Origin of the sequence: Rhizobium sp. SG2393 (assembly GCF_042610495.1) — a bacterium.
Lineage (GTDB): Bacteria > Pseudomonadota > Alphaproteobacteria > Rhizobiales > Rhizobiaceae > RU20A.
In genome coordinates, this window is the sequence record NZ_JBHGAP010000013.1 from 13,144 (window position 1) to 27,061 (window position 13,918).

The 13,918-nt window shown below is 66.3% G+C and carries 15 protein-coding genes; 2 read left to right on the forward strand and 13 right to left on the reverse strand.

Annotated elements, in window-relative coordinates; translation table 11 throughout:
• The 3 genes from ACED18_RS19660 to ACED18_RS19670 all read right to left on the reverse strand — a co-directional run bounded on the left by ACED18_RS19660 (position 1) and on the right by ACED18_RS19670 (position 3,062).
• On the reverse strand, positions 1–396 hold the full coding sequence (locus tag ACED18_RS19660; protein ID WP_377295300.1) for a DUF1491 family protein: 396 nt from the start codon (positions 394–396) through the stop codon (positions 1–3).
• 100 nt (positions 397–496) lie between these two features.
• Positions 497–1,474 (reverse strand): peptidoglycan-binding protein, encoded by a 978-nt coding sequence (locus ACED18_RS19665; protein WP_377295301.1) that lies wholly within the window; start codon positions 1,472–1,474, stop codon positions 497–499.
• A complete protein-coding gene (locus ACED18_RS19670) occupies positions 1,446–3,062 on the reverse strand; it encodes a sensor histidine kinase (protein ID WP_377295302.1) in 1,617 nt (538 codons plus the stop codon). Before ACED18_RS19670 ends, ACED18_RS19665 begins: the two co-directional genes overlap by 29 nt.
• Positions 3,063–3,778: 716 nt before the next feature.
• Between ACED18_RS19670 and ACED18_RS19675 the strand changes: the two genes are divergently transcribed.
• Entirely contained in the window at positions 3,779–4,300 is a 522-nt protein-coding gene (locus ACED18_RS19675; RefSeq protein ID WP_377295303.1) for a DUF5330 domain-containing protein, read from the forward strand.
• Between the two features lie 282 nt (positions 4,301–4,582).
• Positions 4,583–5,011 carry a SufE family protein gene (locus ACED18_RS19680; protein WP_377295304.1) on the forward strand — a complete coding sequence of 143 codons (429 nt, stop codon included), beginning with the start codon at positions 4,583–4,585 and terminating at the stop codon, positions 5,009–5,011.
• Positions 5,012–5,050: 39 nt separating this feature from the next.
• Here the strand turns inward: ACED18_RS19680 and ACED18_RS19685 are convergent, their stop codons facing one another.
• From ACED18_RS19685 to ACED18_RS19730, 10 genes are all read right to left on the reverse strand, one after another.
• Complete coding sequence (locus ACED18_RS19685; protein ID WP_377295305.1) at positions 5,051–5,908, reverse strand: DUF6456 domain-containing protein; 858 nt, start codon at positions 5,906–5,908, stop codon at positions 5,051–5,053.
• A complete protein-coding gene (locus tag ACED18_RS19690; RefSeq protein WP_377295306.1) occupies positions 5,901–6,356 on the reverse strand; it encodes a helix-turn-helix domain-containing protein in 456 nt (151 codons plus the stop codon). Before ACED18_RS19690 ends, ACED18_RS19685 begins: the two co-directional genes overlap by 8 nt.
• A gap of 291 nt (positions 6,357–6,647) precedes the next feature.
• Positions 6,648–7,079: a MucR family transcriptional regulator gene (locus tag ACED18_RS19695; RefSeq protein ID WP_377295307.1), complete on the reverse strand. Its 432-nt coding sequence runs from the start codon at positions 7,077–7,079 to the stop codon at positions 6,648–6,650.
• A 491-nt stretch (positions 7,080–7,570) separates the two neighbouring features.
• The gene (mnhG, locus tag ACED18_RS19700) at positions 7,571–7,909 is read right to left on the reverse strand and encodes a monovalent cation/H(+) antiporter subunit G (RefSeq protein ID WP_377295308.1); all 339 of its coding nucleotides are present in this window, start codon (positions 7,907–7,909) and stop codon (positions 7,571–7,573) included.
• Complete coding sequence (locus ACED18_RS19705) at positions 7,909–8,286, reverse strand: cation:proton antiporter (protein ID WP_377295309.1); 378 nt, start codon at positions 8,284–8,286, stop codon at positions 7,909–7,911. Before ACED18_RS19705 ends, mnhG begins: the two co-directional genes overlap by 1 nt.
• Positions 8,283–8,768, reverse strand: coding sequence for a Na+/H+ antiporter subunit E (locus ACED18_RS19710; RefSeq protein WP_377295310.1), 486 nt, complete (start codon positions 8,766–8,768; stop codon positions 8,283–8,285). The genes ACED18_RS19705 and ACED18_RS19710 overlap by 4 nt, the downstream gene beginning before the upstream one ends.
• Entirely contained in the window at positions 8,765–10,405 is a 1,641-nt protein-coding gene (locus ACED18_RS19715) for a Na+/H+ antiporter subunit D (RefSeq protein WP_377295311.1), read from the reverse strand. Before ACED18_RS19715 ends, ACED18_RS19710 begins: the two co-directional genes overlap by 4 nt.
• A gap of 2 nt (positions 10,406–10,407) precedes the next feature.
• A complete protein-coding gene (locus ACED18_RS19720; protein WP_377295312.1) occupies positions 10,408–10,785 on the reverse strand; it encodes a Na+/H+ antiporter subunit C in 378 nt (125 codons plus the stop codon).
• On the reverse strand, positions 10,785–11,204 hold the full coding sequence (locus ACED18_RS19725; protein WP_377295313.1) for a Na+/H+ antiporter subunit B: 420 nt from the start codon (positions 11,202–11,204) through the stop codon (positions 10,785–10,787). Before ACED18_RS19725 ends, ACED18_RS19720 begins: the two co-directional genes overlap by 1 nt.
• Complete coding sequence (locus tag ACED18_RS19730; protein WP_377295396.1) at positions 11,201–13,636, reverse strand: putative monovalent cation/H+ antiporter subunit A; 2,436 nt, start codon at positions 13,634–13,636, stop codon at positions 11,201–11,203. The genes ACED18_RS19725 and ACED18_RS19730 overlap by 4 nt, the downstream gene beginning before the upstream one ends.
• Positions 13,637–13,918 lie beyond the last annotated feature (282 nt).

The window sequence follows — 13,918 nt, forward strand, 5'->3', positions numbered from 1 at the left end:
CTATCGCCGCCTGAACAGGTCATCGGCCGGCGTGGATACTCTCTCCACCCCCGCCAGCGCGACAAGACCGGCCACATCGTCGCATTCGAGCTCCACCACCCAGGCATCCGGGTCGAAGCGCATCTCGCGCGCAAGCGCCGCATACACCGCTTCGGCGTCCACGCCGCTCAGCCGCTCTTCGAAAAGACGCTCGTCCCCTGCCCCGTCCTCCCGGTCGTCCATCGCGAAACTCTGCGGCGCCGGGCCGTAGAGCGTTTCGAGACCGAGACGGTCGCGGCGGCGGATGTGGATGGCGCCGGCCTGTTCGGCGCCCTTGCGCAGCACGGCACCATAGCCGCCGGCGGCAAAGACGCGGCGCAGGAGGGCGGATACGAAGAGATCGGATGTGATGCGCATGGCGGCATTCTACAGCATGTGCGGCCAAAGCGGGATGGGGGCGCAGGCTTTCAACGGTCAGCGACGGAAATCCGAAGGCTGCGCCGACTTACCCGCATGTTCAGAGGGCGCCGATCGACTTCAGCTTTTTCAGCACAGCGTCGCTCGGCTGGCCGGTTTCCGGCAGATTGTAGTGCTTCTCGAAATGGCGGATGGCCGCCCGGGTGCTGTCGCCGGCAATGCCATCCACCTTCACCTCGGCATAGGCGAGATTGCTCAGCCCCTGCTGGATCTTGCGCACCGTCTCGTTTGGCACCTGCGGAATGTCGGCCGGGGGGATCAGATTGGTGTCGGTCTCGGCGGAGCGGATGGCAGCGGCGATCGGGTCTTCGCTGGCCGATCTTGCGTCCGTGTTTCGGGACGCCGTTTCCAGCGGCCGGTCTGCCGGGTGCGCCACGGGCGTCGTCCTGCCGCGCAGGGCGGCGAGCAGCGCGGGTGTCGGCGCGCCGTCGGCCGGAAGACCGGCCTTCTTCTGGAAGGTGCGGATGGCCTCGCTGGTCATCGGCCCGGGACGGCCATCGACCGTACCGCGATAGAAGCCGCGGGCGGCGAGCGAGCGCTGGATATCGGCCAGGAGCGCGGTCTGGTCCGCATCGATGATGTCGGCGGCGGTCTGGGTCGCCGATTGTGCCGTCGGCCCTGACGGTTGCGTGCGGCTTGCCGCCGGCACGCTTCCGGTCGTCTTGGTCTCGATATCAGCGGGTTTGGCCTCGACCGCCGCGCTCTCCGGCGCCTGCTCGCCCTCGCGCTCGATCACGAAGGTCGTCACGTGGCGCGGTTCGAGCTCGGCGGTCTCCGCCGCCTGCTGGCCGCGCGTCGAGAAGAAGGGCGCGGGATGGGCGTGCGGCTGATACCAGACGGCGTTTGCCGCGACGAAGGAGAAGGCCACCACGAAGCTCGTCGCACCGGCGATCGGCAGGGGATGGTTGAGCACGGCGCGGCCAAGCCCGCGCGCCACGCCATAGGCCGGGGCGGCGGCGGAAGCCCGCTTGGCGGGCACCTTCCTGCGCTCAGGCTGTTTTGGCTTGCGCGGTGCCATGGCCCCTTTCCTTCATCATCAGTTCGCCGGCCGCATCCGGCACGGTCCGGCCGGCGGCCTTGTCGCCGAGGTCGGCTTTCATCGCGACCTTGTCGCTGAGGCGGGGCGGAAATTCGACCGTGGCGGCGCCGAAGTCGGCATTGTCCACAGACTTCGCGGCCGCGACACGGGCGATGCCCTGTCCGTCGAGCGGCAGCGAGATGGTGATGACGGTGCCTTCGCCCGGCGTGCTGGTAATGGCGAAGCAGCCGCCATGCAGGGCGACGAAGCCCTTGACCAGCGCCAGGCCAAGGCCCGTCCCTTCAAAGTTGCGCGACAGGCCGCCATGAGCCTGCACGAAGGGCTGGCCAAGCCGTTCCAGCATCTCGGCGCGGATACCGATGCCGGTGTCGCTGACGGCAACGGTCAGCATGTCCCCGTCGGTATCCGCGTCGACCGTCACCACGCCACCGGCGTCGGTGAACTTGATGGCATTGCCGACGAGATTGATGAGGATCTGCTTGAAGGCGCGGCGGTCGGCGCAGATTTCGCCCACATGGCGGGTGACCCGGCTCGTCAGTGCCACGCCGCGTTCACGGGCCTGCAACTGCAGCATGGCCTCGCAGGCGGTGATTTCCTCGGCCACCACGAAGGGTTCGGGCACCAGTTCGTAGCGCCCAGCCTCGATCTTGCTCATGTCGAGCATGGAATTGACGAGCGAGAGAAGATGCGCGCCCGAGCGGTGGATCAGATCCACATATTCGCGCTGGCGGTCATTCTGGAGCTTCCCGAAATATTCGCCGGAGAGAATTTCCGAAAAGCCGAGAATGGCGTTGAGCGGCGTGCGCAGTTCATGGCTGACGGCCGTCAGGAAGCGCGATTTCGCTTCGTTGGCGCTCTCCACCGCCGCCACCTGCCGCTCTGCGTCCTGGCGCAGCCGAACGGCCTCGGAGACGTCCGTGGATTGCACCAGGATGGCATCCAGCCCGCCATCGGGCCGGGTGACGGCGCTCATGTCGATGCGCAGGTGAACGAATTGCGCGCCTTCCGTGTCGAGGCCGAAGCGCTCCATGCGCAGTTCCAGCGCGCAATGCGGCGTGCCCGTGCGCAGCTGGTCGACGGCCTGCAGGAAGGCGATGCGGTCGGAGACGTGGATCTGCTCGACGAAGCCGCGGCCCATGGGGTCCCGCATCCAGCTGAAGCCGGTCTCGCGGTCACGGCCGTGGACGGCGCGCACATTGCCCTGGGGATCATGCAGCGTCACGAGGCCGGGAAAGGCGTCGAAGAGACTGGGAAAGGGCGGTGCGATCTCGACATCCAGCCCGCCCGGTGCCTCTGCTTCGGCAGGGGCAAAACGGCGCGCGGTGGCGATGCCGGCGACGGCGGCGACGAGACCGGAGGAAATGGCAAAGGTGGCGCCGGCGGGCAGCGCGACGGAAAAGGGCAGGATGGCCGACAGGAGGGCGGGCACGACGGGCAGCGCAACGAGCGTGACGGCAGCGACGGAGCGGACGATGGCGAGCTCGCGCTGGCGGCCGGCATCGGCGGCGCCGCGGTCCAGCCAGGGTCCGGCGATGCCGTCCACGCGGGCGGCCCACCTTTCCGTCATGTTACGCAATACGCCCACGTCAAACCCTGTACATCTGGCATGCCGTTCATCGCATGCATGCCTTGTCGTTGTTGCCGGCAGAGGCTTTCAAACGCCCTATGGCGGACGCCGCACAGACCCTTTCCAGACAGTGCGAATGTCGCATCGCCGGCTTAATGAAAGAATAAGTGGGCCCCCCGGAGCGGGCCTGCGAGGGGCTCAAAGTGCCGCTTTTGTTCCAATTCGCGACGGCATCGGTTTTCATGGTTAATGTCGTGTAAGCAGCGGATTTCTGAAGCTTTTCGGGTCAACGTTAAGACTTGCGGCGATACCGGCCCGGCTGCCGCCCGCATTCTCAGGGCCTCGCGCCCGGCTGCCCGCCACAGGGTTTAACGCGGTCCCCTCAAATCCGCATCAAATGCCCTTCAAATGCCGCAAGTCAGCATTTGAACCAAATTCGCGACAAAGGCTGTGCATTGCGGAAAGGCGATCTTCGCAAGCGGCCCGTAATGTCGTCTGTATCGGGAAAGGGCGGTTAACGCTCCTCCCCTCGACGAAAGACCGGCCGCCGCACCATGCGGACAGACGAGACCGGTCACGGCGAGACAAACGGCATGATCGGCCCGCAGAACAGGGGCGCGTCGATGATGTCGATACGGACGAATGAAGAGACATGGCCGCGCCGATCCGCCGGATCGACGGGTGCCGTCGAAGTGCGAACACAGGATGGGCAAATCATGTGGTTCCTTGTGAAGGCGGGATTCTGGTTCTCGCTGGTGCTGGTGCTGATACCATTCCTCGATCCCTCGCCCGAGGGCTCCGATACGGGGCCGAAGGTGGAGATCGGTGAGACATTCAAGATCGCCGGAGAAGCGATCGCCTATATCCGCAACATCTGCGTCGAGAAGCCGGACGTGTGCGAGCGCGGCGCGGAAACCTTCAGCGCACTCGGCCACCGGGCAAGCGAAGGCGCCCGGATCGCCTACGAGTTCCTTGACGCCCGCTTTGGCGCCGCCCCCGACAAGGGTGTGATGACCGGGACCGTCCATCCCGGCAGCGTCAACCCCGGCAGCGACAAGGCAAAGCAGGCGCTGCCCGCCGATGCGAAGGCACGGCTCGAGGGTCGCCTGCCGCAGGATCGGACCTCCAAGGAGCGCAAGGCGCAGGCCGCCGAAGCGACGGAGGGCCTGCCCCGGCTGCCCGACGCCGGCGACAACCACACGCCTGTCCCGCAATGGCATGTCAAGCCGGCCTCCTGAGGCCGGCGCCTTACCCGGCCTGCCGCGCCACACGCGCGACGGGTCGTCACAAACAGAGTTTTCCTGACTGTCCCTGTCGTCAGGCGTCTGGCTGCGGAACCCGCCCATCGGTTCCGCAGCCCTTTTTCTTTGCAGCCGGGCGACGGCTCCTATATGAGGCGGGATCAGTTGATCCGGGCCGGTCTGCGGTCTCGTATCAGCCTCCGCGTCCGCCGGGGATCGGGAAAGCCCCCTTGTTCCGACCGGAGGCGAGACCAGTCCATCCACAGACGGGATTTGACCGTGACGGCCGACCTCAAGAGCATCATCGACGACTTCGCCTTCCTGGACGACTGGGAAGACCGGTACCGCTACGTGATCGAGCTCGGCCGCAGCCTGCCGGATCTGCCGGAGGAAAAGCGCACGGCCGACAACAAGGTGCAGGGCTGCGCCAGCCAGGTCTGGCTCGTCAGCCATGTCGCCGAATCCGGTGCCGATCCGGTCCTGACCTTCGAAGGCGAGTCGGACGCCCACATCGTGCGCGGCCTCGTTGCCATCGTGCTTGCCGTCTATTCCGGCCACCGGGCGTCCGAGATCGCCCGCACCGATGCCATCGAGGTGTTCTCGAAGATCGGGCTGGTCGAGCATCTCTCGACCCAGCGCGCCAATGGCCTGCGCTCCATGGTCAAGCGCATCCGCGAGGAAGCGGCGGCTCATCTTCAGGCCGCCTGACACCGCGGGTCGGCGACGTCATTTCAGGTCAAAACCCGATCAGCTTGGGTTCTGGAGGGAGAGCGTCGGCCGGTAATCCGGCCCTCCCCAGGCATGGCTGCGGCGGGTCTCGCTTTGCGGCGGCGCATAGTGGCGGGCCAGCGCCATCAGCGCGGCGCGCAGCATGACCTTGGCGGAGCGGACCGGCCACTGGCGTTCCCGTTCCACCGTCTCCAGCCCCTTCTCGAAGCAACAGATGTCGAGCGCCACGCCCGACAGTTCCGGTCCCATGGCTTCCACGGCGGCGCGCACCCGCGTGCGGGCGGCAAGCGCGCTGTCGGAGAGATCGCCCCTGGCCGGCGCCTTGCCGCTTCCGCCCGGCAGGGGCGGCGCATAGATCATCGTCAGGCGCGGCTGTAGATGAGCGCGGGTGAAATCGGCATGCAGCCGCTCGCCGGCCGATATGGCTTCTTGCGGGAGGAATGGCTTTCCGTCCCGCTCCTTCAGCCGCGCCACGGTCGACAGCGGCGATTCGAGCCGGTTGACGGAAAGCCGGGCCGGTCCCTCCGGGCCTTCACGCAGCGTCTCCTGAACATCGCGATGCTGCTCCAGAAGCGCCTCGTCGGGTGCTGCCAGCGCACGGCGCAGGCAGGGTTCCGTTTGTGCCGTGGCGATGAGCCGCCGGTCCTCGACGCGCAGCAACCCGGCGCGCGTTGCCGCAGCCAGGATCGTCCGGGCGACCACGACGGTTCGTCCGCCAGCACAGACCAGGGGGACGGTGTCATCGGCCGCCGCACCGCCGCTCGCGGCATCCGCAAGCACGGCGCCGGCAAGCACCGCCTTCAGAAGCCGCGCCAGCCCCCTCCCGCCGATGCCGTCGTTCTCGGAGCGTGGTGTTGCCGGCCGCGTCTTAGGCATCGTCCCGCTCTCCCGTTGCGAAGACCAATGTCGCGACGCGCTCGATGGCGCTCACCAGCGCATCGAAATGCGGCTCGTCGCGGCGATCCTCCACCACGTTGCAGGCATGGCTGACCGTCGTTCGGTCGCGCCCGAAGCCCAGACCGACATCGCGCATCGGCATGCGCAGCGCGACATGGCAGACATACATGGCGATCTGCCGAACCTTGCACGCGCTCTCGCGACGGTCGCGCCGCAGGCGCACCCGGTCGGCCGACAAGGCCAGCATTTCGACAGTCAGGGAACGGACGGTGCGGCAGCGATGTTCGCAGGCCGGGTCCGGCGGGATCCTGTGGCGGCTGCGCAGACGCCGGTCGATCGAACGCTCCTCGACCGTGTCGACATCGATGCGGCGGCCGTTGCCATCCGCAGGCGGCGGAACCTGCGCCCCGGAACGACGGTCCGACAAGCTGGAAACCTCGCCCGGGCGCCGGGTTTCGGCAAATGGCGGCATCGGGCGAGAGGCGGAAAAAGGCTGACAGAGGGGGATGTGCATGAAAAACCTCCTTGTTATAGGAATTATTTCATACACATCAGGAGATGTTGGGGAATGGCGAAAATACAACCGCCAATTCAAGCCCTTGTTTTCTCTCCGTTAAAATTTCGCCCGCCGAGCAGATCTAGGCATTTTTTCCTCAACAAAAAAGGCCGCAGCGCGGCCTTCCTGTATCGTGGATTCTCTGGCGTCGCCGAGGCGACGTTACTTGGCGCGACGCTTGCGGCGCTGGCCGAGGCCCATTTCCTTGGCCAGGCGCGAACGCGCTTCGGCATAGGCGGGTGCAACCATCGGATATTCGGCCGGCAGGTCCCACTTTTCGCGGTATTCTTCCGGCGAGAGATTGTGGTGGGTCATCAGGTGCCGCTTCAGCGACTTGAAAGTGCCACCGCATTCCAGGCAGGTAATCTGGTCGTCCTGAACGGACTTGCGAACCGATACGGCCGGCTTGGGCTTTTCGATGACCGGCTGCACGGGCTGCGGGCTCGACGTGTTGTTCAAGGCAGCGTGCACATCGGCAATCAGGGTCGACAGTTCCGCCACCGGAACCACGTGATTGCTGACATAGGCCGCAACAATATCTGCGGTCAGTTCGACCAAAAGATCGCTGCCATGGCCCATAGCCGTTTCCGTCATTTTATAGTCTCCTGTCATCCAAAGCGGGCGCTCCATTGATGCGAGCCGACCCGGCGAACGTCACACACACTGAGTTTGCGTATAGAAGCCATCACTCGGCGCGTCGCAAAACCCGCAAGATACTGCTTCAACCGATTAAAAGCCTTGAGAATCCTTACGACCGACAAAGACGACATCACGATACTTGCGTGAAGGCGTCGGGCTCACAACCTACATTATACGCTGGACAGCCACTTGACTTCAGTTCTGTCCTTGGACGTCCGAATAACATTGTTCACGCAAACATCCAAACAGTATTTTGCCCGGGATAATGCAATATCTTACGTAGTGACGCGCTTCGTTGTTGCTTGAATGCCCTCCTGCCCGGCGGGCATGGCTTCCGGCACGGAAATTTTTACGTGACTTTCCTTGCCACAATTTAGGCGTCAACCGGAAGTTACGAATCAGACGTTGCCGGATTGCCTTTTGAAGCACCGGACCTGCCTGCGGCGTCAGCGCCGGAGATCGTCACGAACCGTGTCGCGGGTCTTGCGGTAGCCGATGGCGTGCGCAGCCTTGGCGAGCAGGTGGGCGGAGACCGGCGCCGTGAGGATGAAGAAGGCGATGCCGGCCAGTGCACGCATCAGCACGTGGATTTCAGCCGCGTGCAGGCCCGCAGCAAGCAGCAGCAGGCACGAGCCGACCGTGCCGGCCTTCGAAGCGGCATGCATGCGCGTGTAGAGATCGGGAAAGCGCAGCAGCCCGATGGCGGCAGCCAGCGTGATCAGCGCGCCGGCAAGCACGATGGCCGCGACCAGAAGGGAGGCGATGAGCGGCAAGGTTGTCTCCATCAGCCTTTCCCCTTTCTGGCCTTCCGGCTCTTCGGCCGCTCGCCGGCGCCGGCCCTGCGCTGCGGCGTCTCGGCCCCTGCCGGGCGGCCGCTTTCCGGGTTGAGGCCGCGGGCGAGGATGAAGCGGGCAAAGGCGATGGTGGCGAGAAAGCCGACGAGACCGAGCGCGATGGCGATGTCGATGTAGAGGGTAAAGCCGGTGCGCAGGGCGATGACGGCAATCATGCCGATGGCGACGGCCACCAGCATGTCGAGCCCCAGCACCCGGTCGGCGAGCGTAGGTCCGCGAACGATTCGGAACACGGTGAGCACCAGCGCCACCGAGAGGATGACGAGGGCCGCGGCAGTGGCCGTGGAGAGAATCATGGCCGGGTTCATGCGAAAGCCTCCCGGATGCGGCGCTCGAATCCGTCGGCAATGCCACGCCTCAGCCCTGCGGGATCGGCGCAATCGAGCGCATGCACATAAAGAATGCGCCGCCCGTCCCGTCCGTCGTCCCGGATGTCCACGCTCAGCGTTCCCGGCGTCAGGGTGATGAGGTTGGCAAGCAGCGTTACCTCCATATCGCGTGTCAGGCCAGTCTCGTAGGCGAAGATGCCGGGCTTCAGCGCCATGTCGCGCCGCACCACGGTCTTCAGCACCGCCCAGGCCGACAGCGCCAGTTCCTTGAGGAAAAGGAGGCCCAGGGTCAGGAGGGCAAGCGGGCGGATCGGCAGGCGTTCGGTCGAGAGCTTTTCCCGCACCAGCCAGAAGCAGACGAGGCCGACAAGGGCGCCGAGGATGAGGTTCGGCACGCTGAAACTGCCGGAAACAGCGGCCCAGCAGAGGGTCAGCACTGCCAGGAGTCCAATGCGTCTCATGGCGTTGCCTCCCCTGCCCCTGCGCCTGCCCCGGTCCCTGCCCCGCCCCCCGGTTCCTGCGCAGCCGTCGGAAAGACGGAATGCTGGTAAGCGACGGGATCGAGAAGGCCGGCGGCGGCCTGTTGCGCCGCCGAGATCACCGGCTGCGGATAAAGGCCGAAGCCCAGCGTCAGCACCGTCATCACCGCCACGACCCCCAGCGTGATCCGCGCTCCGCCGACCGGTGCAGTCGGTTGCGGCGCCTTGCCTTCGTCCGGCCGCCAGTAGGCGAGCAGGAAGACGCGGCCAAGCGCCAGCGTCGTCAAGAGACCCATGACGACCAGCCCCACGGCCAGCCACCACCACCCCGTCTCCAGCGCCGCCTTGATCAGCATCACCTTCGGCCACAGACCGGAAAAGGGCGGCAGGCCGGCGGCCGAGAGGAAGAGCATGAGGCTGAGGCCCGCAAAGAGCGGCCGCGCCGTCCACAGGCCTGAGAGCGTCGTCAGCCTTTCGCTGCCGGCATAGGTGCGGGCGAGACCGGCCACGGCATAGAGGGCGGCCATGACCAGCATGGAGTGCAGCGCATAGAGGAGCGCGCCGGCAAGCCCTTCCGCACCGCCCACCGCGACCCCGGCCAGGATCGCGCCGATGCCGGCGATGACGATATAGCCGAACAGGCGGCGCAGATTGTCCTGCGCCAGCGCGCCGAAGCTGCCCACCAGCATGGTGGCGAGCGCCAGCAGGCCGATCGGCAGCGCGAGCCTTTCCGTCGCATGCGGCATCAGCATGACGCCGGTGCGGATCAGCGCATAGATGCCGACCTTGGTGAGCAGGCCGGCAAAGAGGGCAGAAACGACCGTGTTCGGCGTGTGATAGGCGGCCGGCAGCCAGAAATTCATGGGGAAGGCCGCCGCCTTCATGGCGAAGGCGAAGAGGAAGAGTGCAGCCAGCGTCATCACCGGCACGCCGGCGGGTGCGACGGCCAGTTTCGCAGCGATATCGGCCATGTTCAGCGTGCCGAGCGCGCCATAGAGCAGGCCGACGGCCACGAGGAAGAGCGTGGTCGCGACGAGGTTCAGGAAACCGTATTTGACGGTTCCGTCGAGCTGCGCCTTCTCCGAGCCCAGCACCAGCAGGCCGAAGGAGGAGATCAGCAGCACCTCGAACCAGACATAGAGGTTGAAGAGATCGCCGGTCAGGAAGGCCCCGCTGACGCCTGCCATCAGCAGCATCAGGAACGGATAGAAGCCATAACGCCGCCGCCCGGCATCGATATCGCCGAGTGACTGGAAGGAGACGAGGAAGGCCACGACGGCAGCGGTCAGCGCAAAGAGCGCGCCGGTCATATCCACCGTGAAGGCGATGCCGAAGGGCGGCAGCCAGCGGCCCATCATCATCGTCACCGGCCCGGACGCCGCGACATGGGCAAGGAGAAGCGCATCGAGCAGCACCAGACCCGCCAGCGCGGCGATGGCGATCGGCGCATGCCAGTTCAGCCCGCCGCGCAGCGCCGTCAGCACCGCGCCCGCTAGCAGGCACCAGGCGACAGGCAGGATCGTCAGCCATTCGGCCAGGCCGGGCGTCGCCATGCGGTAGGCTGCGGCGAGATCGACGCCGGCCGGGGCGGCGGCAAGGGGCAGAAGCATCGGGATCATACTCAGTACCCCGCCGGCGGGGCCGGCTCGTCGGCCGGTTCGGCTGTGCGCATGCGATCGGTGTTGTCCGTCTTCAATCCTGCGATCGCCCGCCAGGAGAGCACCAGCAAGAAGGCGAAGAAGGAGAATGAAATCACGATCGCCGTCAGGATGAGGGCCTGCGGCAGCGGGTTGGCGGTCGCCGCATCCGGCACGCTTAAGCCGGCACCGATCACCGGCGGCACTTCGCGCGTCAGGCGGCCGGAGGTGAAGAGCAGCAGGTTGACCGCATTGCCGAGGATCGCGACGCCTAGCAGCACGCGGATGATGAATTTCGACAGGATGAGATAGACGGCGACAGCGAAGAACAGGCCGACGACGATGGCGAAGACGGGCTCCATCACAGATCCTCCTCCTCCTCCAGCGTCATGGCGATGGCGCCGATGCCGCCGATGACGACGAGGTAGACGCCGATGTCGAAGAGCATGACGGTGGAAAGCGGCACGGTGACGCCGAGCAGCGAGGGCTCGATCCACAGGCCCGTCATGAAGGGCACGCCGGCGGCGAGCGACACCAGGCCCGCAAGCGTCGAGAGAACGAGGCCGATACCGGCGATCGTCAGCGGGTTCAGCACGATGGCGCGCCGCAGGGCAACGACGCCGAAGGCGATCCCGTAGATCGACAGGGCCGAGACGGCGATCAGCCCGCCGATGAAGCCGCCGCCCGGCTCGTTATGGCCGCGCAGCAGCACGAAGACGGAAAAGAGCAGCATCAGGGCGGTCAGAAACGGCGCGACAGTGCGGAAGATCAGCGTGTTCATGCGCCCTTCCCCTGCTTGCGGCGGCCCTTGCCCGCTTTCCTGTCCGTTGGTGCGGGCACGGCCCCTGTGGCCGGCAGCGGCTCCGCGCTGTCGGGATCATTGTCGGCGAGCCGCCGGGCCCCATCGCCACGCAGGCGCAGCAAGGCGAGAACCGCAAGGCCGGTGGTCATGACGACGGCGATTTCGCCGAGCGTATCCGTGCCGCGGAAGTCGACGATGATGACATTCACGATATTGGCGCCATGGGCGATGGTCTTCGAATAGTGCGCGAAGAAATCGCTGAGGGTCGCATCGAAGGGAACCGACGTGACCTTGAGCAGCAGGATCGCAAAGCCGAAGCCGACGAGACCGGCGAGCGCGGCATCCGGCAGCACCTCGCGCATCGGCCGGTGGTCGGACGGCGAGAGATCGAGCCGCGTCATGACGAGTGCCAGGATGACAACCGAGAGCGTCTCGATCATGAACTGCGTGAAGGCGAGATCGGGTGCGCCGTAGAGCAGGAAGATCACCGCCACGGCAAAGCCCTGGATGCCGAGCGAGACGATCGCCGTCAGCCGGTTCGGCGCCAGAACGACGGCGGCGAGCCCTGCAAGCGCGATGGCGATGATCGCCAGTTCGTGCCAGGGGATGTCATCGGGGAAAACAGGCGCATTCGGCCATTCCCCGGTGACCGCCGGTGTGACGAGCAGCAGCAGGGCCAGCAGCACGAAGGTCGCGGTCATGTAGACGTCGAGCCGGCCGGGCTGCAGGCGGCGCGTCACCGCCGTCGCGAGCCGCAGGATGCCGGAGACCAACTGGTCGAAGCCCCGGTCCGGCCCCCAGCCGATCGCGCCCAGCCCGGCGGCGAAGGCGGCGCGCAGGCGGCTAGCGGCGAGGAAGATCGCGAGGGCGAGCGCCACGGTCACCACGGAGAGCAGGAGCGGCAGGCCGATGTGAGGAACGAGCGAGATCGTCACGGGCGTCGGCTCCCCCGCCACGGCACTTGCCATCGGCGTCGATACGAGCCGGTGCGCCAGCGCCGCAGCAAGCCCGATCGCCACACCCTTGACGGCTAGCAGCAGCGGTCCGAGCCAGAGCAGCGGCGGGCCTTCATGGGCATGTTTCGGCGTCTTGGTGGCCGCACCCAGGAAGGGCTTCACCCCGACCAGCAGCGCCACAGCGCCCATCAGCGCATTGCCGATGACGGCCGCGACGAGCAGCAGCACGGCAAAGCCACTGCCGCCCGTCAGCGCATAATAGATCTCTTCCTTGGCGAGAAAGCCGAAGGCGGGCGGCAGGCCCATCATGGACAGCGCGGCGAGCGCGCCTGCGGCAAAGGTCACCGGCATGGCGCGTCCGAGCCCGCCGAGCCGCGTCACATCGCGCGTGCCGGCCTCGTGATCGATGATGCCGGCGACCATGAAGAGCGCGCCCTTGAAGAGCGAATGGGCGACGAGATAGAGCACCGCCGCTTCCGCCGCATGCGGCAGGCCAAGCCCCGTCAGCATCACGAGCAGACCGAGCGAGGCCATGGTCGTGTAGGCGAGCATCCGCTTGAGGTCCGTCTCGGCGATCGCCATCAGGGCGCCGGCCACCAGCGTCACGCTGCCGAAGAGTGGCAGCAGCGTCTGCCACTCCGCCGTCCCGCCCATGACCGGGTTCAGGCGCATCAGCAGGTAGACGCCGGCCTTCACCATGGTCGCGGAATGCAGGTAGGCCGACACGGGGGTCGGCGCCTCCATGGCGTTCGGCAGCCAGGCATGGAAGGGAAATTGCGCCGATTTCGTGAAGGCACCGCCCAGCACCAGAAGCAGGGCAGCGAGATAGAGCGGGCTGTCGCGCAGCACGTTTCCGGTTGCCGAGAGAGCGGAGAGGTCGGTGACGCCGGTGATCGACGCGATGACCAGGAGCCCAGCCAGCAGGAGCAGCCCGCCCGCCCCGGTGATCACCAGCGCCTGAAGCGCCGCACGGCGCGCGGCCGCCCGGCCATGGTCGAAGCCGATCAGCAGGAAAGACGCGATCGAGGTCAGCTCCCAGTAGACGAAGAGCATGAGGAAACTGTCGGACACGACGAGCCCCAGCATGGCCCCCATGAACAGGAAGAGGAAGCTCAGGAATCGGCCGAGATGCGGGTGCCCTTTCAGGTAGCCGCCGGCATAGAGCACGATCAGCGTGCCAATGCCGGTGACGAGCAGGGCAAAGGTCAGTGACAGCCCGTCCAGCAGGATGGAGAAGCGCACGCCGAGCGCCGGAATCCAGTCGAAACCGGCAGTTACGACCGTTCCCTGCGAAATCGATTCCAGATGGCGGGCGAGGATCGCGAAGGCGGCAAGCGGCAGGATCGCCAGAACCCACGCCGCCGCATGGCCGAGCCACCGCACCAGCAGCGGCGCCAGAACGGCACCGGCAAAGGGCAGCAGAAGGGCCAGCATCGTGAGGCCGGTTCCGGTCACCGTGTCAGCCACTTTTCCTCCCGGGATGGTGCAGGATCGGCGGTGCGATCATGCGTTTCAGAAACGTCGAAAACAAGAGCCGTCAGCGCTCCTGCTCACAGATGAAGGCGCAGGCTGCGCCGACCGCGTCCGCCGCCCCATCGCGATCCGGTCGCCGACCCTTGGCAGCCCACACGCCAGCCGACTTAGAACAGAGCACCCCCTGGCTCAAGGCCATGCGAAGCGGCGCGTGTCGAATCCCGGTCACGCACCATCACATCCCCGACACCGAATTGCCATGTC